16 protein-coding genes are annotated in these 18,992 nt (G+C 69.4%); 13 read left to right on the forward strand and 3 right to left on the reverse strand.

Going from position 1 to position 18,992, the window contains the following annotated elements:
* Positions 1–11: 11 nt before the first annotated feature.
* Together folB and folK are read left to right on the forward strand one after the other, a co-directional pair.
* Positions 12–383 (forward strand): dihydroneopterin aldolase, encoded by a 372-nt coding sequence (gene folB / locus METY_RS13235; RefSeq protein WP_103121870.1) that lies wholly within the window; start codon positions 12–14, stop codon positions 381–383.
* 8 nt (positions 384–391) lie between these two features.
* Positions 392–889: a 2-amino-4-hydroxy-6-hydroxymethyldihydropteridine diphosphokinase gene (gene folK, locus METY_RS13240; protein ID WP_103121871.1), complete on the forward strand. Its 498-nt coding sequence runs from the start codon at positions 392–394 to the stop codon at positions 887–889.
* 16 nt (positions 890–905) lie between these two features.
* Here the strand turns inward: folK and METY_RS13245 are convergent, their stop codons facing one another.
* Positions 906–1,835, reverse strand: a complete 930-nt coding sequence (locus METY_RS13245; RefSeq protein ID WP_103121872.1) for a LysR family transcriptional regulator — start codon at positions 1,833–1,835, stop codon at positions 906–908.
* Positions 1,836–1,971: 136 nt separating this feature from the next.
* Here METY_RS13245 and METY_RS13250 point away from each other — a divergent pair, with 136 nt between their 5' ends.
* The 4 genes from METY_RS13250 to METY_RS13265 all read left to right on the forward strand — a co-directional run bounded on the left by METY_RS13250 (position 1,972) and on the right by METY_RS13265 (position 5,398).
* Positions 1,972–2,994, forward strand: coding sequence for a class 1 fructose-bisphosphatase (locus METY_RS13250; RefSeq protein ID WP_103121873.1), 1,023 nt, complete (start codon positions 1,972–1,974; stop codon positions 2,992–2,994).
* Positions 2,995–3,017: 23 nt separating this feature from the next.
* The gene (locus METY_RS13255; RefSeq protein ID WP_103121874.1) at positions 3,018–3,902 is read left to right on the forward strand and encodes a phosphoribulokinase; all 885 of its coding nucleotides are present in this window, start codon (positions 3,018–3,020) and stop codon (positions 3,900–3,902) included.
* Positions 3,903–3,983: 81 nt separating this feature from the next.
* The gene (rpe, locus tag METY_RS13260; protein ID WP_103121875.1) at positions 3,984–4,652 is read left to right on the forward strand and encodes a ribulose-phosphate 3-epimerase; all 669 of its coding nucleotides are present in this window, start codon (positions 3,984–3,986) and stop codon (positions 4,650–4,652) included.
* On the forward strand, positions 4,652–5,398 hold the full coding sequence (locus tag METY_RS13265) for an HAD-IA family hydrolase (RefSeq protein WP_200819675.1): 747 nt from the start codon (positions 4,652–4,654) through the stop codon (positions 5,396–5,398). Before rpe ends, METY_RS13265 begins: the two co-directional genes overlap by 1 nt.
* On the opposite strand, the gene fhuF is transcribed toward METY_RS13265, so the two are convergent.
* The gene (fhuF, locus tag METY_RS13270) at positions 5,395–6,144 is read right to left on the reverse strand and encodes a siderophore-iron reductase FhuF (RefSeq protein WP_146035722.1); all 750 of its coding nucleotides are present in this window, start codon (positions 6,142–6,144) and stop codon (positions 5,395–5,397) included. The genes METY_RS13265 and fhuF overlap by 4 nt on opposite strands.
* Before the next feature lie 328 nt (positions 6,145–6,472).
* Between fhuF and METY_RS13275 the strand changes: the two genes are divergently transcribed.
* Genes METY_RS13275 through METY_RS13290 form a run of 4 tightly spaced genes read left to right on the forward strand, consistent with a single transcriptional unit; the run spans position 6,473 to position 15,320 of the window.
* Positions 6,473–7,915 (forward strand): efflux transporter outer membrane subunit, encoded by a 1,443-nt coding sequence (locus tag METY_RS13275; protein WP_103121878.1) that lies wholly within the window; start codon positions 6,473–6,475, stop codon positions 7,913–7,915.
* Positions 7,912–9,120, forward strand: coding sequence for an efflux RND transporter periplasmic adaptor subunit (locus METY_RS13280; RefSeq protein WP_200819676.1), 1,209 nt, complete (start codon positions 7,912–7,914; stop codon positions 9,118–9,120). Before METY_RS13275 ends, METY_RS13280 begins: the two co-directional genes overlap by 4 nt.
* A gap of 16 nt (positions 9,121–9,136) precedes the next feature.
* On the forward strand, positions 9,137–12,235 hold the full coding sequence (locus METY_RS13285) for an efflux RND transporter permease subunit (RefSeq protein ID WP_103121879.1): 3,099 nt from the start codon (positions 9,137–9,139) through the stop codon (positions 12,233–12,235).
* 13 nt (positions 12,236–12,248) lie between these two features.
* Positions 12,249–15,320 (forward strand): efflux RND transporter permease subunit, encoded by a 3,072-nt coding sequence (locus METY_RS13290; RefSeq protein ID WP_103121880.1) that lies wholly within the window; start codon positions 12,249–12,251, stop codon positions 15,318–15,320.
* Between the two features lie 22 nt (positions 15,321–15,342).
* Here the strand turns inward: METY_RS13290 and gnd are convergent, their stop codons facing one another.
* On the reverse strand, positions 15,343–16,344 hold the full coding sequence (gene gnd / locus METY_RS13295) for a phosphogluconate dehydrogenase (NAD(+)-dependent, decarboxylating) (RefSeq protein WP_103121881.1): 1,002 nt from the start codon (positions 16,342–16,344) through the stop codon (positions 15,343–15,345).
* A 278-nt stretch (positions 16,345–16,622) separates the two neighbouring features.
* Between gnd and METY_RS13300 the strand changes: the two genes are divergently transcribed.
* The 3 genes from METY_RS13300 to METY_RS13310 are packed head-to-tail and all read left to right on the forward strand — an operon-like array spanning position 16,623 to position 18,988.
* Entirely contained in the window at positions 16,623–17,627 is a 1,005-nt protein-coding gene (locus METY_RS13300) for an AAA family ATPase (RefSeq protein ID WP_103121918.1), read from the forward strand.
* 16 nt (positions 17,628–17,643) lie between these two features.
* Positions 17,644–18,546 carry a DUF58 domain-containing protein gene (locus METY_RS13305; protein ID WP_103121882.1) on the forward strand — a complete coding sequence of 301 codons (903 nt, stop codon included), beginning with the start codon at positions 17,644–17,646 and terminating at the stop codon, positions 18,544–18,546.
* On the forward strand, positions 18,533–18,988 hold the full coding sequence (locus tag METY_RS13310; protein ID WP_103121883.1) for a DUF4381 family protein: 456 nt from the start codon (positions 18,533–18,535) through the stop codon (positions 18,986–18,988). Before METY_RS13305 ends, METY_RS13310 begins: the two co-directional genes overlap by 14 nt.
* Positions 18,989–18,992: the final 4 nt, after the last annotated feature.

Below are 18,992 nucleotides of genomic sequence, written 5' to 3' on the forward strand. Positions count from 1 at the left end.
GTTCGAGACATATGAGCGATCGCATCTTCCTCCGCGGCGTCCAGCTGCACGCCCGCCACGGCGTGTTCGAGGAGGAACGGCGCCTCGGTCAGCGTTTCATCGTCGACGTCGATTATTGGGTCGACACGGCCGGCTACGCGCAGACCGACGATTTTCGCAGCGCCGTGTCCTACAACGACGTCTATCTGACCCTGATGGAGATCGCGGCGGGCGAGCCGGTCAACCTGATCGAGACGCTGGCGGACAGGATCGCCGCAGCCCTGCTCGCGCGCTTCGCTCCGATCGAGGTGGTCCGCGTGCAGGTCCACAAGCCCTCCGCGCCGATCGCGGGCGTGTTCGGCGACGTTGGCGTCGACATCACGCGTCGTCGCGGCGAGGCTTGAGGGCCGCCGTGGTTGAGATCGGACTCGGGTTCGGCAGCAACGTGGGCGACAAGGTCGACAACCTGCGCGCCGCCATGGCCCAGGCCTTCGACGGGTCAAAGATCCGCTTCGTCGCCGCGTCTTCGATCTGGCGCACCGCGCCCTGGGGCTATGTCGACCAGGACTGGTTCGCGAATGCCTGCGCCGTGGGCCAGACGGAGATGAGCCCCGAAGAGGCCCTGGCCTGGACACAGAGCGTCGAGCAGGACCTTGGCCGCGCCAAGACCTTTCGCTGGGGCCCACGAACGATCGACGTGGACATCCTGTACCTGGGCGACGCTAAGATCGCCTCGGAGCGGCTGATCGTGCCGCACAAGGAGATGTTCAACCGGGCCTTCGTGCTGGCGCCCCTAGCGGAGATACGGCCCGAACTGGTGCTGGACGGCGTCTCGATCGCAACCGCCACCAGCGCGATCGACCGGCAAGACCTCGAGATCATCGCGCCGCCCTGGAGGCCCGCGGGCTGAGGGGACAAGGGCCGCGCTACTCCGCGGCCTGGGGCAAGAACCTCGGACCGCGCTCGGCGAGGAAGGCGCACATGGCCTCGGCAGGCGGAGTCAGGCGCTTGCCGGTGCGGCGGACGACGTACCACTGCCGGATGATCGGCAATCCCGCCACATCCAGCCGCGCAATCCGCCCGTCCGCGAGCTCCGCCGCGACCGTGTGCGCGGAGATGAAGGCCAGACCCAGCCCCGCGATCACCGCCTGCTTTATGGTCTCGTTCGAGCCGATCTCCATTCCGATCTTCGGCTTCACCCCTTCGGCCTCAAACAGGCGCTCCATTAGCCCCCGCGTACCAGAACCCGGCTCCCGCATCAGGAAGGTCTGACCGGTCAATGCCGTTGGCTGCAGCCCGGCCCGGCCGACGAGAGGATGGTCCGGCGGCGCGATCACGATGTGGGGGTGATCGCCGATCACCGTGCGAACGACGTCGAGATCCTCTGGCGGACGCCCCATGATCGCGACGTCGACGGCGTCGGCTCGCAGGAGATCGAGCACGTCAGCGCGGTTGCCGACGGAGAGCGTTACGTCCACGCCGGGATGGGCGCGGCCGAAGGCCCCGAGCGCCATCGGCGCGAAGTACTTTGCGGTCGACACGATCGCCACCGACACGCGGCCGCCCGCCAGCCCCTTCATCGATTCGATCGCGGCCATGCAGTCGTTGATCGCGCCTTCGATCCGCGAAACGGCGGCGACAACCTCGCGGCCGGCGTCCGTCGGGCGGAACCGGTCGCCGCTGCGGTCCAGCAGCGGCACGTCGAGCGACGCTTCAAGAAGTTGCACCTGCATGGTGACGGCCGGCGGGGTGACGTTCAGCTTCCGCGCCGCCGCGCTCACGGATCCGCTCTCCGCGACCGCGGCGAGGGCCCGAAGCTGCTTCAAGGTCAGAGCGCGGATCAGGTTTTCAGACATGCTGAAGGCGACATTTAGTTTGTTCGCCTTTTCTGAGCAATGCGCTAGACGATCTGCTGCCGCACGACGCCTGTCTCATGGACGTGGGAACGGGCATCATGCGAGAAAGACGCATCAGCCGGAGCGGAAGACGCCTGTGACCGAACGCACGACCCTCGACGCCTATCTCAACGCCTGGGCCGGCGCGGACGCCACGCGTGCGGCGGTGTCTGAAACGATTCGCGCCCTGATGGGCGCCTGCACGACGATTGCGGACATCGTCGGTCGCGGCGCGCTCGAAGGCGCAATGGGGGCCGCTACCGAAGCGACGAACGCCGGCGGCGATTCGCAGAAAGCTCTCGATCTTCGCACCCATGACATCGTCGTCGAGGCGCTCAAGGACGCCCCGGTGGCCCGCATCGGCTCCGAAGAAGCGGACGACGAGGTCGTGTTCGACGACGCGCGCCCGCTTGTGGTCGCGACCGATCCGCTCGACGGCTCGTCCAACATCGAGACCAACGTGTCGATCGGCACGCTGTTCGGAATTCTGCCCAACGCGGGCGAGGCGTCCTTCCTGCAGCCCGGCTCTAAGCAGCTGGCGGCGGGCTTCGTGGTCTACGGCCCGGCCACGGTGCTGGTGCTGACGGTCGGCGCCGGTACGCAGGTCTTTACGCTGGAAAGGGAGAGCGGCGACTACGTTCTCACGGGCGCCGACGTCGCTATCCCGCGGGAGACTAAGGAGTACGCCATCAACGCCTCGAACCAGCGGCACTGGGACGCGGCGATGCAGGGCTACGTCATGGACTGCCTCGCCGGCGCCGAGGGGCCGCGTGAGAAGAACTTCAACATGCGCTGGGTTGGCTCGCTGGTCGCGGACGTGTTCCGCATCCTGGTGCGCGGCGGCGTCTACCTCTACCCGGGCGACGAGCGCAGCGGCTACGGCCAGGGTCGGCTTCGGCTGGTCTACGAGTGCAACCCGATCGCCTTCGTCTGCGAACAGGCTGGCGGCGCGGCGACCACGGGCACCGAGCGCGTACTCGACGTGATCCCCGCATCGCTCCACGTTCGCTCGCCGCTGGTGGTCGGCTCGGCCGAAGAGGTCGAGCGCGTCACGCAGTACTACGCGGAGCCGCCGCGCCGCTCGCCGCTGTTCGCGAAGCGCGGTCTGTTCCTGGCCTGAGCGGCCGATCGCCGGAACGCCCAATGTCCGTCAGACATCCGATCATCTCGGTCACGGGATCGTCCGGGTCCGGCACGACCTCGGTGCGCGACACTTTCGAACAGATCTTCCGCCGCGAACACATCGAGGCGGCGTTCATCGAGGGCGACGCGTTCCATCGCTATGACCGGGTGGAGATGAAGCGCGAGGCCCGGAAGGCGGCTGCCGGCGGCGATCCGCATTTCAGCCACTTCGGACACGCCGCGAACCTGCTCGAGGAGCTCGAACAGACCTTCGCGAGCTACGCCCAGTGCGGACAAGGGCGGACTCGGTTCTATGTCCACGACGAGGCCGAGGCGCAGAAGCACAAGGCGCTGGTGGGGACCTTCACGCCCTGGGAGGACCTCCCCGCCCCCACCGACGTGCTGTTTTACGAAGGCCTGCACGGGGCGGTGGTCGCGGACGGAGTCGACATCGCGCGCCATGCGGATCTCAAGATCGGCGTCGTGCCGGTCATCAACCTCGAGTGGATCCAGAAGATCCATCGCGATAAGCGCGACCGGGGGTACTCCACGGAGGAGGTCACCAAGACCATCCTTCGCCGCATGCCGGACTACGTGAAGTACATCTGCCCGCAGTTCTCGGCCACCGACATCAACTTCCAGCGCATCCCGACGGTCGACACGTCGAACCCGTTCATCGCGCGCGCCATCCCGACCGCCGACGAATCCATGGTGGTGATCCGGTTCCGCGATCCGCGCGGCATCGATTTCCCGTACCTGCTTTCGATGGTGCACGACAGCTTCATGTCGCGCGCCAACTCCGTCGTCATCCCGGGCAACAAGCTCGACCTCGCGATGCAGCTGATCCTCACGCCGATGATCCATCATCTGGTGGACCGGCGTCGCCGTGCGCTCTGCGGGGCCTGACGGCCGCAACGGCCTGTACGCCGCAGGCCCGGCGGTCTAAGGGGATGCCGCATCGCAGCGAAATCTGATCCGAGACGTCCCATGGCCGCCATCACCATCGCCCCCTCCATCCTCTCGTCCGACTTCTCCCGGCTCGGGGAGGAGACGAAGGCGGTGGTGGCCGCGGGAGCGGATTGGGTCCATCTCGACGTGATGGACGGGCACTTCGTGCCGAACATTACCTTCGGCCCGGAGGTGGTGAAGCGGCTCAGGCCCTGGACCGACGCGGTGTTCGACTGCCACCTGATGATCGGGCCCGCGGACCCCTACCTCGAGGCCTTCGCGAAGGCCGGCTGCGACGTCATCACCGTGCACGCGGAGGCCGGGCCGCACCTTGACCGTTCGCTGCAGGTGATCCGTGGTCTTGGCAAGAAGGCCGGCGTGGCGATCAACCCGGCGACGCCGGAAAGCGCGGTCGCCTATGTCCTCGACAAGGTCGACCTGATCCTGGCCATGACCGTGAACCCCGGGTTCGGCGGCCAGGCGTTCATCCCCGAGGTTCTCGAGAAGATCAAGCGGATCAAGGCGATGATCGGCGATCGTGACATCCGGCTTGAAGTCGATGGCGGCGTGACGCCCGAGACCGCGGCGCTCTGCGCAGCTGCAGGCGCGGACGTCCTGGTCGCGGGCTCCGCGGTGTTCAAGGACGGCCCGGAGGCCTACGCCGGCAACATCGCCGCGATCCGCGCCTCGGCGGACGCCGCCGCCTGATGCCGCTCGAGGCCCTGATCTTCGACGTCGACGGCACCCTGGCCGAAACGGAGGAGACCCACCGTCGCGCGCTCAACGACGCCTTCAGGACCTTCGACCTCCCATGGAGCTGGGATCAGCCGACCTACCGGCGTCTTCTGCGGGTCATGGGCGGAAAGGAGCGGCTCCGGCACTTCATCCAGCACGACCGCCCCGAGAAGGCGGAGGATGCGTTGGCCCGACTCGACGACCTGCACGCCGCGAAGAACCGGAGGTACGCCGAACTCGTCCACGAAGGCGGCGTGACGCTTCGGCCGGGCGTCGCGCGGCTGATCGCCGAAGCGCGCGCGAAGGGCGTGACCCTTGCGATCGCTACGACCACCAGCCAGGCGAACGTGGAGGCGCTGCTCCGGAAGACGCTGGGCGCCGAAGCGCTCGGCTGGTTCTCGGCGATCGCAGCCGGCGATCTCGCGCCGGCGAAGAAGCCGGCGCCCGATATCTTCCTGCTCGCGCTCCGGCAGTTGCGGCTGCCCGCGTCGGCCTGCGTCGTGCTCGAGGACACGGTCTACGGGCTTCGGGCGGCGAAGGCGGCGGGTCTCGCCACGCTCGTGACCCCAAGCTTCTATACGGACGACCAAGACTTTTCGGCCGCCGACGCGGTCTTCGACACGCTCGGCGAACCTGGCGCGCCGGCCCGCCATCTCGCTGGCGCTGGCGTCGGCCAGCCGCTCGTGACGGTCGACTTTCTGCGGAGCCTCGTCGCCTAGAGCTCGACCGCCGTCGCGCAGCTTGGGCGGCCTTGCAACTGCTTCAGACGGTGCGGGCAGTTGGCGCAATAGCCCTCGAACTCCGGCAGCAGGTGCCGCAAGCAGCAGACGTTGCGCCAACGGGCGATCGGGTCGCCCACCTCGACGTAGCGGACGGGCGCGAAGAACCGGTTGCGAGTCCCGTCGGGGCGGAGCGGCTCGGCGATCAGCGGCCGTCCCCTCGCCGAGGCGGCGGGGCACAGGTCCGGCTGCTTCTCCAACTCCTGCAGCACATACTCGAACAGGTTCGCCGCGTTGTTCCAGAGCACCTTGGGCGAAATCTTCGCGTAGGCGCTCAGACCCGAGATCACCGGCGCCAACTGCCCCTCGATCAACTGCTCGAACCGGCGGAAGGCGCAGTCGTGGGATCGGGTTTCGCCGGCGTGCGGCACGACGATAGCCGCGGGAAGACCATCCTCGAGCACCACACGTGTCTCGTCGATGCCGACGGGAAGGTCCAGGTCGAGAGCGAGGCTCGCCACCATCGCCCCGCTCATGGCGACATAGGCGTGGTGCATCGACCAGAGCGAGATCAAGGCGCGGCGTTCGTGGCCGTGGCGCTTCGCCGCGATCGCCAGCGCCGCGTCCAGATTGGCCGGCGAAACCGCTTCGCGCATCGGGATCGACGGGCGGTCGTCTGGCAACAGGGTCAGCGCCAGGAACGGCTCCCACGGCCCCGACAGGATCGGCCTCAGAGCCTCGATCACCACGGCGCCTCCAGAACGTCAGGTCGTAAAGAGATCTGCCGGCGCATGTTGCTCCTCGGTATCACGAGCGCCGATAGCAACCGCGTCATGTCCTGGCAATCCACGCGGCGAACACTGTGATCGCTTCAGAAACGTTCCAGTCCTGAAACGCCATCCCTCCGCCGCGTTTGCGCCTTGATCGAGGCCGATGGCGTAGCGGCGCAGGGACGCCGCCCGCCCGACGTGAAAGGCTCGCCGATCTGGTGAGCGTTTGTCGCGCGTAGGCGACAGCGGTCGTCGCCCGGACGTGCGAAGACTGTGGCGTGACGCGTCAGGAACGAGATCGCATTTGCGTACCATCACCGCTTCTGGAAAGGCCGCCGCGATCCTCGTCGGAGCGCTCGCTCTCTCGGGCTGCGCCGACAGATGGGACCGTCCCGCGCTCGGCGTCGACGCGCCCGGGCGGTGGAAGGACTCAGCGGCGAACCGGCCGGTCTGGCCGGCCGCCGATTGGTGGCGCGGCTTCGGCTCCGCCGAGCTCAGCCGCCTGATCGAGGAAGCCGAGAGGTCGAACCAGGACATCGCCCAGGCCAAGGCCCGCATCGAACAGGCGGATGCGCAGGTGCGCATCAACGGCGCCTCGCTCATTCCCCTGATCAGCGCGTCGGGGGACAGCAGCCTCCAGAGATCAGCTGGCGCGGACCGGGTCGTCGGCGGCCTCCAGGCTCAAGGATCGGCCAGCTACGAAATTGACTTCTGGGGCAAGAACCGCGCGAGCGTGATCTCCGCCAAAGCCTCCGCGCTCTCCAGCCGCTTTGCGGCCGAGGTCATCGCGCTCTCGACGGTGACGAGCGTAGCCGACACCTACTTCGCCCTCATGGGCGCGCAGGAGCGGTTGGCCATCGCGCGCGGAAACGTCAAAAGCGCGCAGACGATCTTCGACGCGATCCAGGCGCGGGTCGAGGTCGGCACCGCGAACGCGCTCGACCGCGCCCAGCAGCGGAGCGTGCTCGACCAGCAGAAGGCGACGATTCCCGCCATCGAGCAGGAAATCCGGACCAACGAGACCGCGCTCGCCCTGCTGCTCGGGCGGCCGCCGGTCCGCGTCGACATCAAGGGCGGGCGGCTCGCCGCCCTCAAGACGCCGAAGGTCGCGCCGGGCATCCCCTCGCAGGTGCTGGCGCGCCGGCCGGACGTCCGCGAGGCGGAGGCCAATCTCGCCGCGACCGACGCCGACGTGACGGCGGCCCGCGCCGCCTTCCTGCCGTCGTTCAATTTGACGGCCCAGGGCGGCTTCGAGAGCGTCGCGCTTCGTACGCTGTTCTCCTCGCAGTCGACGTTCTACTCGCTCGGGGCCGGACTGACGCAGCCGATCCTGAACCCGCAGCTTCCCGGGAACCTGGATCTCGCAAAGGGCCAGTACCGCGAAAACCTGTTCGCCTACCGCCAGACGACGATCCAGTCCTTCGTCGACGTGGAGAACGCGTTGATCTCGGTGCGCAAGACGACCGAGCAGGAGCGGCTGCAGCAGGCGGCGGTGAAGAGCGCCCGGGAGGCTTACGACATCGCGCAGGCTCAGCTCCGCGAGGGCGCGGTCGACATTACCACCGTGCTCGCGACCCAGCAGACGCAGTTCTCCGCGCAGGACACGCTCGTCGACGTACGGCTCGCCCGCTTCCAAGCCATCGTCTCGATGTTCTCGGCGCTCGGCGGCGGCTGGGCCGCGTCCGGCAAACCGCCCGGCGCCGGCCCGGTGATCGCGGCGGCGACCGCAGGAGCTTCGGCCCGATGAAGCGGTTTTTGACCTTCGTCCTCGTCGCCGCGCTCGGGGTCGCGGCCTGGATCTACTGGCCGAAACTGACCGCCCTCGTCGGCGGCCAAGGCGAGCAGGAGCAGGCGGTGCGCCGCGGCGGCCGGCGCGGCGGCGACCAGCCGACGCCCGTGATCGCAGCCGTGGCCAAGCGTGAGAACGTTCCTGTGACGCTCGACGGGGTCGGGACCTTCCAGGCGCAAAACACCGCGACCGTGCGGGCCCAGGTCGACGGCATCATGATCGAGGTCGCCTTCCGCGAGGGGCAAGACGTGAAGGCGGGCGACGTGCTCGCGCGAATCGATCCCTCAACCTACCAGGCCCAATACGATCAGGCGGTCGCTCAGAAGGCGCAGTACGAAGCCCAGCTCGCCAACGCCCAGCGTGATTTCGAGCGCTACCAGCGGCTGGCGAAAAACGACTTCGGCTCGCAGCAGCAGGCGGAGACCGCGAAGGCGAGCGTCGCCCAGCTGCAGGCGCAGGTGCGCTACTACGCGGCGACCATCGACCAGGCGAAGGCGACGCTCGACCGCACGGTGGTGCGCGCGCCGATCGACGGCCGCACCGGCGTGCGGGGCGTCGACCAGGGCAACTACGTCACGGCCGGCGACACGACGGGCATCGTCACGATCACCCAGCTGAAGCCGATCTCCGCCGTGTTCACCATGCCGCAGCAGAACATCCCGACCGTCGTTCAGGCGATGGCGCGGGGGAAGGTGGCTGTGGAGGCGGTCGCGGGCGACGGCGCGTCGCTCGACGCCGGCACCCTCGACGTCATCGACAACCAGGTCGACCAGACGACGGGAACCGTGAAGCTGAAGGCGAGCTTTCCCAACGACAAGATGACGCTCTGGCCGGGGCAGTTCATCACGGTGCGGGTGTTCGCGGACGAGCTGAAGGACGTGGTGACGACCCCCGGCGCCGCGGTCCAGCAGGGGCCGGACGGGCCTTACGTATTCGTCGTTCAGCCGGATGCGACGGTGACGCAGCGCGAGGTGACCGTCGGCCGGCAGAGCGCCGAACTCGCCGTGATCGAAGCCGGCGTCGAGCCCGGCGACAAGGTGGTGACCACCGGTTTCACCCGCCTGCGCGACGGCTCGAAGGTGACGCTCGGGGACGGCGCGTCCGGCGCCCCGTCCGCTTCGGACCGTAGGCCGAACCGCCGGGCGGCGGCGGGCGAGCCGTGACGGCCGGCGGCGCGCGATGAACATCTCCGCGCCCTTCATCTCACGGCCGGTCGCCACGACGCTGCTTGCGATCGCCGTGCTGATCGCAGGCTTGCTCGGCTATTGGAAGCTCCCGGTCTCGTCGCTTCCGCAGGTGGACTTCCCGACCATCCAGGTCTCGACACGCCTGCCCGGCGCCAACCCGCAGACCATGGCGACGCTCGTCACCGCCCCGCTGGAGCGTCAGCTCGGACAGATCCCGGCGCTGACCGGCATGACGTCGACGAGCTCCTTCGGCCTCAGCCAGATCACACTGCGCTTCAACCTCGACCGCGACATCGACGGGGCCGCGCAGGACGTGCAGGCCGCCATCAACGCGGCCAACTCCACGCTGCCGAAGACCCTGCCCTATCCGCCGGTGTTCTCGAAGGTGAACCCGGCGAACGCCCCGGTTCTCACGATCGCGCTGACGTCCGACACGATCCCGATCCGCGACGTCTCGGACCTCGCCGACACCCTCGTCGCGCAGCGGCTCGCGGAGGTGACGGGCGTCGGCCGGGTGACGGTCGGCGGCGGGGTGAAACCTGCGATCCGGGTGCAGGCGGACATTCCGCGCCTCGCCTCCTACGGGCTTGGGCTCGATTCGGTGCGCACCGCGATCGTCGCCGCCAGCACCTCGGGACCAAAGGGCTCGATCGACGGCGCCCGACAGTCCTTCACCATCTCGGCCAACGATCAGATCACGACGGCCGCCGCCTACCGCGAGATCGTCATCGCGACCAAGAACGGCGCTCCGGTGCGGCTGAAGGACGTGGCCGAGGTCGTCGACGGGCTTGAGGACAACGCGGTCGCCGCGACCTACCAGGGCAAGCCCGCGATCGTGATCGACGTCCTGCGGCAGCCCGGCGCGAACACCGTCGAAACCGTGACGGCGCTCCGCCGCGCGCTCCCGCATCTCCAGCAGGCGATGCCCGCAGGCGTCCTCGTCCATGTGGTCGACGACCGGACGGACACCATCAAAGCTTCGATCCACGAGGTGCAGCTCACGCTCGCGCTCTCGGTCGGCCTCGTGGTGCTGGTGGTGCTGCTGTTTCTCCGCACTTGGCGGGCGACGCTGATCGCCGGGGTTGCCCTGCCGCTGTCGCTGATCGCGACCTTCGCGGTGATGTGGGCCTTCGGCTTCTCGCTCGACAACCTGTCGCTGATGGCGCTCGTGATTGGCGCCGGCTTCGTCGTCGACGACGCGATCGTCATGATCGAGAACTGCGCGCGCCACATCGAGGAGGGAGCCTCGCCGCTCAAGGCGGCCTACGACGGCGCGCGCGAAATCGGCTTCACCATCGTCTCGCTCACCGCCTCGCTCATCGCGGTGTTTATCCCGCTGCTGTTCATGAGCGGACTGATCGGCCGGGTGTTCCGCGAATTCGCGGCCACGCTGTCGATCGCCGTCGTGGTGTCCATGGTCATTTCGCTGACGCTGACGCCAATGATGTGCGCGCGGCTGCTGAAGCCGCACGTGTCGTCTAAGGTCTCGCGCATCGGCCACTGGGCGGAACGGGCTAACACGAGGTTAATCGAAGGTTACCGCCGCTCGCTTCTGGTCGTGCTCCGCCACCAGGCGCTGACGCTGCTGGTGACGCTGGGGACGCTCGCCGCGACCGCCGGCCTCTACGTCGTCGCGCCGAAGGGCTTTCTGCCGGAGCAGGACTCCGGCCTGATCACCGCCACGCTGGAGGCGGGGCAGGACGTGTCCTTCGCCGAGCTGAAGCGGCTCGACGGCGCCGCGATCGCCGCGATCGAAAGCGATCCGGACGTACGCAGCGTCGTCTCGGTGCTGGGCGTCGGCGAAAACATCCCGACCCCCAACGCCAGTCGACTGAGCATCGTGCTGCAGCCCTTCGGCGAGAGGGACGCGCGCGCCACGGACGTGATCGCCAGGCTGCAGGAGGCGGTCGCGCCGATCGCAGGCGTCTCGGTCGTGTTCCAGCCCGTGCAGGACCTGGAGATCACGACGCGCGCCAGCCGCGCGCGCTACCAGTACACGCTGACCGACGCCGACGCGGGCGAGCTGGCGCGCTCCGCCGCGGCGCTGGTCGATCGGCTGCAGGACGAGCCGGCGCTCCGCAACGTCGGCTCCGATGCCCGCTCGGGCGGCGTGCAGGCGCGTGTCGAGATCGATCGGCTCGAGGCCGGCCGCCTCGGCGTCACCGTCCAGGCGATCGCCGACGTGCTGAACGACGCCTACGGCCAGCGCCAGATCGCGACGATCTACGGCCAGTCGAACCAGTACCGCGTCATCCTGGAGGCCGCGCCCGGCCAGCAGAAGGACCCCGACGCGATCGGCCGGCTCTACGTCGCAGGCGCGGACTCCGTGCCGGTGCCGCTCGCGTCCGTCGCGCGGATCACGCTGGAGCCGGCGCCGCTGGTGGTTTCCAACGAAGAGCAATTTCCAGCCACCACCATCTCCTTCGATCTCGCCGAGGGCTACGCCCTGAGCGACGCGGTCGCGGCGATCGAACGCTCGGAGGCTGAGGTCGACCTTCCTCCCACCGTGGTCGGCGCCTTTTCCGGCGACGCGGCCGAGTTCTCGGAGTCGCTGGCCGGTCAGCCCTGGCTGGTGCTGGCTGCGATCGTCACGATCTACATCGTGCTCGGGGTGCTCTACGAGAGCTTCATCCACCCCTTCACGATCCTCTCCACCCTGCCCTCCGCCGGCGTCGGCGCGTTGATCGCGCTCAAGCTGTTCGGGCTCGACCTGTCGATCATCGCCTTGATCGGGATCATCCTGCTGATGGGCATCGTGAAGAAGAACGCGATCATGATGATCGACTTCGCGCTCGACGCCGAACGCGAACGCGGGCTTTCGCCGGAAGACTCGATCGTCGAGGCGGCGGCGCTCCGCTTCCGTCCGATCATGATGACGACGCTCGCCGCCTTGCTTGGCGCGCTGCCCCTGGCGCTCGCCACGGGCCCCGGCGCGGAGCTGCGCATCCCGCTCGGCGTCGCGATCATCGGCGGCCTGCTCCTGAGCCAGCTGCTGACGCTCTACACGACGCCGGTGGTCTATCTCGCCATGGAGCGGCTGCGCGCGGCCCTGACGCGCCGTCCGGCGCCCGCCGCGGAGCCGGCGGAGTGAGGGAGGAGACGTAATGTCCTTCTCCACGCCGTTCATCCTGCGGCCCGTCGGAACCACGCTGCTCGCCGTTGCGCTGCTGCTCATCGGCCTCACCGCCTATATGCGGCTTCCCGTGGCGAGCCTGCCGAACGTCGAGTTCCCCGTGATCTTCGTCACGGCGAGCCGACCGGGCGCGGATCCGAGCACGATGGCCTCCACCGTCGCGGCCCCGCTCGAACGCTCGCTCGGCGCGATCGCCGGCGTGACGGAGCTGACGTCGGCCTCCTCGCTCGGCTCGACGCGGATCGCAGTCCGGTTCGACATCGGCCGCAACATTGACGACGCCGCGCGGGACGTGCAGGCGGCGCTCAACGCAGCTGCCGCCGACCTTCCCTCCGACATTCCGACCCTGCCGACGTTCCGCAAGATCAATCCCGCGGCGGCGCCCGTGCTGGTGCTCGCCCTCACCTCCGAGGCGCTGCCTGCGAGCCGCATCTACGACGCCGCCGACAGCGTGCTGGTGCAGCGCCTGTCTCAGGTGGACGGCGTCGGCGAGGTCAACGTGCAAGGCGCAGAGCAGCCGGCGGTCCGGGTCCGTCTCGACCCCGACCGCCTCGCCGCCATGGGCATGTCCCTCGACGACGTGCGGACGGCGGTCGCAAACGCCAATGTGCTGTCGCCCGTGGGCGCCATCGAGACGGACGAGCGGACGGTCGCGATCTCCCTCGACGGCGAGTTGGGCGCCTCCGCCGCGCCCTACCGCGACGTGGTGGTGCGGGTCTCGAACGGCGCCACCGTGCGGCTCGGCGACGTGGCCGAGGTCACCGAAGGCACCCGCAACGCCCGCACCGCCGGCTTCTTCAACGGCAAGCCCGCGGTGCTCGTCAGCATCACCAAGCAGCCCGACGCCAACGTCATCGAAACCGTCGACGCGGTGAAGGCCCTGCTGCCGGAGCTTTCGAACTGGGTTCCGGCGGCGATCGACGTCACGGTGCTTGCGGACAGGACCACGACGATCCGGGCGAGCGTCGCCGACATGCAGCTGACGCTCGCGCTGTCGATCGCGCTCGTGATGCTCGTGGTCTTCGTCTTCTTGAAGCGCGCCGCGCCGACCTTCGCCGCAGGCGTCACGGTGCCGCTCGCGCTCGCCGGCTCCTTCGCCGGCATGTGGGCGTTCGATTTCTCGATCGACAATCTCTCGCTGATGGCGCTCGCCGTCGCGGTCGGCTTCGTCGTCGACGACGCCATCGTCATGATCGAGAACGCCTACCGCAACCTTGAGCTCGGCCTCAGCCCGCGCGAGGCCGCGCTGCGCGGCGCGCGCGAGATCGCCTTCACGGTCGTCGCCATCTCGGTCTCGCTGGTCGCGGCCTTCACGCCCCTGCTGTTCATGGGCGGACTCGTCGGACACCTCTTCTACGAATTCACGATGACGCTGGTGTTCGCGATCGCCGTCTCCACGGTGGTCTCGCTCAGCGTCACGCCGATGATCTGCGCGCAGCTCCTTAAGGCGGAGCCCGCGAAGGAAGGCCGGGGGCTGATCACCCGGATCGCCGACCGCTACGCCGCAAGCCTCTGGCTGTCCGTGCGCGCGCCGTGGCTGATGGCGCTGCTCGTGGTAGGCGCCATCGCGTGGTCGATCCACGCCTACATGGTGATCCCGAAGGGGTTCTTCCCGCAGGACGACACCGGGATGCTGAGCGCCTTCACGCAAGCCTCGCCCGACATCTCCTTCAGCGCCATGGTCGCGCTCCAGCAGAAGGCCGCCGACGTCATCGCGGCCGATCCAGCGGTCGAGTCGGTCGCGCCCTCGGTCGGCGGCGGCCGCGGCTCGGTCAACGAAGGCCGCATCCAGATCGCGCTGAAGCCGCTCGGCGATCGCCCGGCGGCCCAGGCGGTGATCGAGCGGCTTCGACGGCCGCTGTCGCAGATCCCGGGCCTGCGCGTGTTCGTCTCCGCCCAGCAGGAGATTCGCGCCGGCTCGCGGGAGGGGCGCTCGCCCTACCAGTTCACGCTGTGGTCGTCGGATCTCAATTTGCTGCAGGAGACGGCGCCCAAGGTGGTGGCGCGGTTGTCCTCCATCCGCGCGTTGCGCGACGTGGCGACCGATCGCGAGGCGAACGGCGTCGAACTGCTGGTGGACATCGACCGCGAACTCGCCTCCCGGCTGGGCGTTTCGATGTCGGCGGTCGACGCCGCGTTGAACAACGCGTTCTCCCAGCGGCAGATCTCCGTCATCTACGGCCGGCGCAACCAGTACCGCGTGGTGATCGAGGTCGATCCGCGCGCCGCGAGCGACCCCGGCGACGTGCTGAAGGTGCACGTTCCGACCAGCTCAGGCTCGGAAATTCCGCTCTCGACGATCGCGACCATGCGGCGTCAGACCGCGCCGCTCGTCGTCAACCATCAGGGCCAGTATCCCTCCATCACGGTCACCTACGACATCGCGGACAAGGCCTCGGCGGGGGAGGCCATGGCGGAGGTCGAACGCGCGGTCGCCGACATGCGTCTGCCGGACGCGGTGAACGCCGCCTTCGCCGGCGACGCCGCGGAGTTCGCCTCCTCGGCGGGCAGTCAGCAGATCACGATCCTTGCGGCTCTCGTCGCGATCTACATCGTGCTGGGCGTGCTATACGAGAGCTACGTCCACCCTCTCACCATCCTGTCGACGCTGCCCCCCGCCGGCCTCGGCGCCTTGCTGGCGCTCCAGATCACCGGGACCGACCTTAGCGTTACGGCGCTGATCGGGATCATCCTGCTGATCGGCCTGGTCAAGAAGAACGGCATCATGCTGGTCGACTTCGCGCTGGAGGCGGAGCGCCATCGCGGCCTGGCGCCGCGGGAGGCCATCGTCGAAGCGGCGCGCGTGCGTTTCCGCCCGATCCTCATGACGACCTTCGCCGCTCTGCTGGGAGCGCTGCCTTTGGCCTTCGGCGAAGGTCCGGGCTCGGAGCTGCGCCGTCCGCTCGGGATTACCATCGTCGGCGGGCTGATCGTCAGCCAGGCTCTGACGCTCTACACGACCCCGGCGATCTACCTGCTGCTCGACAAGCTTCGGCGGCGACGGAAAACGGCATCGGAACCCGCCGCCCAGCCTGCCGAATGAGACGAAGGCCCGCGCTGCAGGCTCAGGTTTTCGTCTTCTTCGCCTCCGGACCCGGCGCCTCCTTGTGGCCGCCGAACTGGAAGCGCATCGCGGAGAGCAGGCGGTCGGAGAAGGGATGATCGGTGCGCGAGCGGAACCGCGCGAACAGCGCCGCAGCGAGCACGTCCGCCGGCACCGCCTCCTCGATCGCGGCCTCGATCGTCCAGCGGCCCTCGCCCGAGTCCGCGACGCGGCCCTCGAAACCGTCGAGGTCGGGGTCGCCGGCGAGCGCAGCCGCCGTCAGATCGAGCAGCCAGGACGACACGACGCTGCCGCGCCGCCAGACCTCGGCGACGTCGGCGACGTCGATGTCGAACCGCCTGTCTTCCGGCAGCTCCTTTGATCCCCGATTCTTGATGATGTCGAAGCCCTCGGCGTAGGCCTGCATCAGGCCGTACTCGATGCCGTTGTGGACCATCTTGACGAAGTGGCCCGAGCCGACGGGTCCGCAGTGCATGTAGCCTTCGGCGACGCGGGGATCGCGGCCGTCGCGCTTCGGCGTGACCGGGATGTCGCCGGCGCCGGGCGCGAGCGTCTTGAAGATCGGGTCGAGCCGCTCGACGACCGCGGTCTCGCCGCCGATCATCAGGCAGTAGCCGCGCTCGCGGCCCCAGACGCCGCCCGAGGTGCCGACGTCGACATAGTGCAGGCCCTTGGGGCGCAGATCCTCGCCGCGGCGGATGTCGTCCTTGTAGAAGGTGTTGCCGCCGTCGATGATCACGTCATCCGCCGCGAGCTTGCCCGCCAGGGCCGCGATGGCGTCCTCGGTGATCTTGCCTTCGGGCAGCATCACCCAGACCGCCCGAGGCGCGGACAGCGCGGCGATCAGGTCGTCGAGCGAATGAGCCGGGGTCGCGCCCTCGCCCGCCAGCGCGTCGACCGCCTTCGGGTCGACGTCATGCACGACGCACGTGTGTCCGGCGTCCATCAGCCGCCGCGCAATGTTTCCGCCCATGCGGCCGAGGCCGATCACTCCGATGTTCATAATGCGATCCTGCGTCCGTCCGAAGGAGGCCCGCGGACGGGCCCGGCGACGAGTGGCGACATAATCCCTCCGGCGCGGACGCCAAGAGGCGAGCGGCATGGCCGCCATGCGACGCCGAGGCTCGGACTAAGACGGAGGTCCGGGATTGACGGCGGCGCGTAGACGGGGCGAGATCACGTCGAGCAATAAGTAATCAAAATAATAAGCGACATCGGAGGATTCATGCCGTCGGCTCATTTGACGTGCGAGCGCTTTCGCGCGCGGCAGGCCCGCTCCTCATGAACGTGCAGGACACGGCGATCCGCGCGCAGCAGCCTGCGACCGACGCCGCGCTCCAGGCGCGCGTCGGAGAACTGCGGGCTGGCCTCGAACACGGGCTCATCGGTGCGGGCGTTCTGATCGAGCGGCTGCTGATCGGCCTTCTCACCGGCGGCCATGTGCTCGTCGAAGGCGCGCCGGGCCTTGCGAAGACGCGGGCCGTGAAGCGGCTCTCGGCAGGCCTCGACGCCACCTTTGCGCGCATCCAGTGCACCCCTGACCTGATGCCCGCCGACCTCACCGGCACCACCGTGTGGCGTCCGGACGAGGGCAAGTTCGAGTTCCTCGCCGGCCCGCTGTTCCACTCGCTGGTGCTGGTGGACGAGATCAACCGCGCTCCTCCGAAGGTGCAGTCCGCGCTGCTCGAGGCCATGGCGGAGCGGCAGGTGACTGCGGGCGCGAACACCCATGCGCTGCCCGATCCCTTCATGGTGGTCGCGACCCAGAACCCGATCGAGCACGAGGGCACTTTTCCCCTGCCCGAGGCGCAGCTCGACCGCTTTCTGCTGCACGTGGTGGTCGGCCTGCCGGACGCGGCGTCCGAGCGGCGCATCCTGGACCTGGTCGAGCGCGAGCAGGTGTCGGGCGAAGACGCCATGCCGCTGCGGCTCTCGGCGGACGAGGTCCGGCGCGCGCGACGCGACGTGGCCAACGTCCACCTCGCGCCCGCGCTCAAGGACTACATCGTCCGGATCGTCACCGCGACCCGCGACGCGGACGCCGCGCCCGACGTGCGGCGCGCCATCGAGTACCCCGTCTCGCCGCGCGGCACGCTCTCCCTCGCCGCGGCCGCCAAGGCGCGCGCCTATCTCCACGGCCGTGATTACGCGACGCCGGACGACGTCGCGGAGCTGGCCGCCGACACCCTCGCGCATCGGCTCGTCCTGACCTGGCGCGCCGCAGCGGACGGGCGCACGGCGCGCGACCTCGTCGCGCCGCTGCTCGACGCGGTGCGGCCGCTCTAACGGGGCGAGACCGGCCATGGACGCGCTTCCCGTTCCCGGCGTCGACCTCGACGCCGCGGCTTTGCTCGGCCTGCGCCATCTGACGCGCCGGGCAGCGCCGTCGCGCGCGACGAGGCTCGCTGCGCGCCCCGGCGGAATCGTCACCCGCCGCCGCGGCCGCGGCAGCGAGATCGACGATGTCCGTCTTTGGGCCGACGGCGACGACATCCGGCACATCGACCGCAACTCGACCGCCCGCACCGGCGTGCCGCACGTCCGGACGTTCCGCGACGAGCGCGAGCGGGCCGTGCTCCTGGTCGCGGATTTCCGGCCGTCGATGCTGTTCGGCACCAAGCGCGCCTTTCGCTCGGTCGCGGCCGCGGAGGCCCTGACGCTGGTCGGCTGGCGCGCCTCCGGCGAGGGCGGCCGCATCGGGCTGCTCGCCGCGACCGCCGACGGCGAGCCCGATTTCGTGCGGCCGAAAGGCGGCGAGCGCGCGATGACCGGCATGGTCGGCGTGATGGCGCGCGCCCACGCCCGCGCCCTCACCCAGTCCGACCGGGCCGACCCGCCGCTCGACGCGCTGATCGAGACCGCCGTCGGCGCGCTGCCGCGCGGCGGCCATCTCGTGCTCGCGAGCGGTCTCGATGGTCCCGGCGCGAGGTTCGACGAGGTGGTGAAGGCGGCCATGTCGCGGGTCTCCGTCAGCGTGCTGCTGATCGCCGACGCGTTCGAAACCCGCGCGCCGAAGGGGGTCTACGCCTTTCTCACCCGCGAGGGGCGCAGCGGCTGGCTCTCGGGCCGCGACGAGCGCCCGGCCGGCCCGGACCCTCGGGTGGAGCGCCTGAACGCGCTCGGCGTCCCCGTCTTCCCGATCGACTCGGACCTCGGCGCCGAACGCGTCGCCCCGCTGCTGGAGCGCCTCGATGCCGCCCGCTGACGAGCTCGCGAACCTGCGCGGCATTCGCCTCCCTCCGATGGAGACCTGGTTCTGGGCGGACATCGGCTTCGCGGTCGCGCTCGGGCTAGCGGCGGCGTTGCTGGTCGCGCTGCTCCTCCGGCTCGTCCGGCGCCCGAGGAAGCCCTCGTTGCAGGCCGAAGCCCTGGCCGAGCTCGCCGCTGCGAAGGCGCTCCCCGTGCCGGAGCGACGCGCCGCCCAGGCGGCCTTGCTCCGACGGATCGTCCGCACCGTCGAAGGCGACGACGCCGCGCGGGCGACGGGTCCCGCCTGGGCGGCGACGCTGGACCGCACGCTCGGCGTCGACCTGTTCGAGCGGCGGTCCGGCCGCGTGCTGGTGGACGGCCTCTACGCCCGCGAGCTGTCCGACGATCCGACGCTCGACCATGAATTGGAAGCGGCCGTCGCCAAGGTGGGCCGCTGACGCC

This window comes from Methylopila sp. Yamaguchi, from assembly GCF_002897035.1.
Lineage (GTDB): Bacteria > Pseudomonadota > Alphaproteobacteria > Rhizobiales > Methylopilaceae > Methylopila.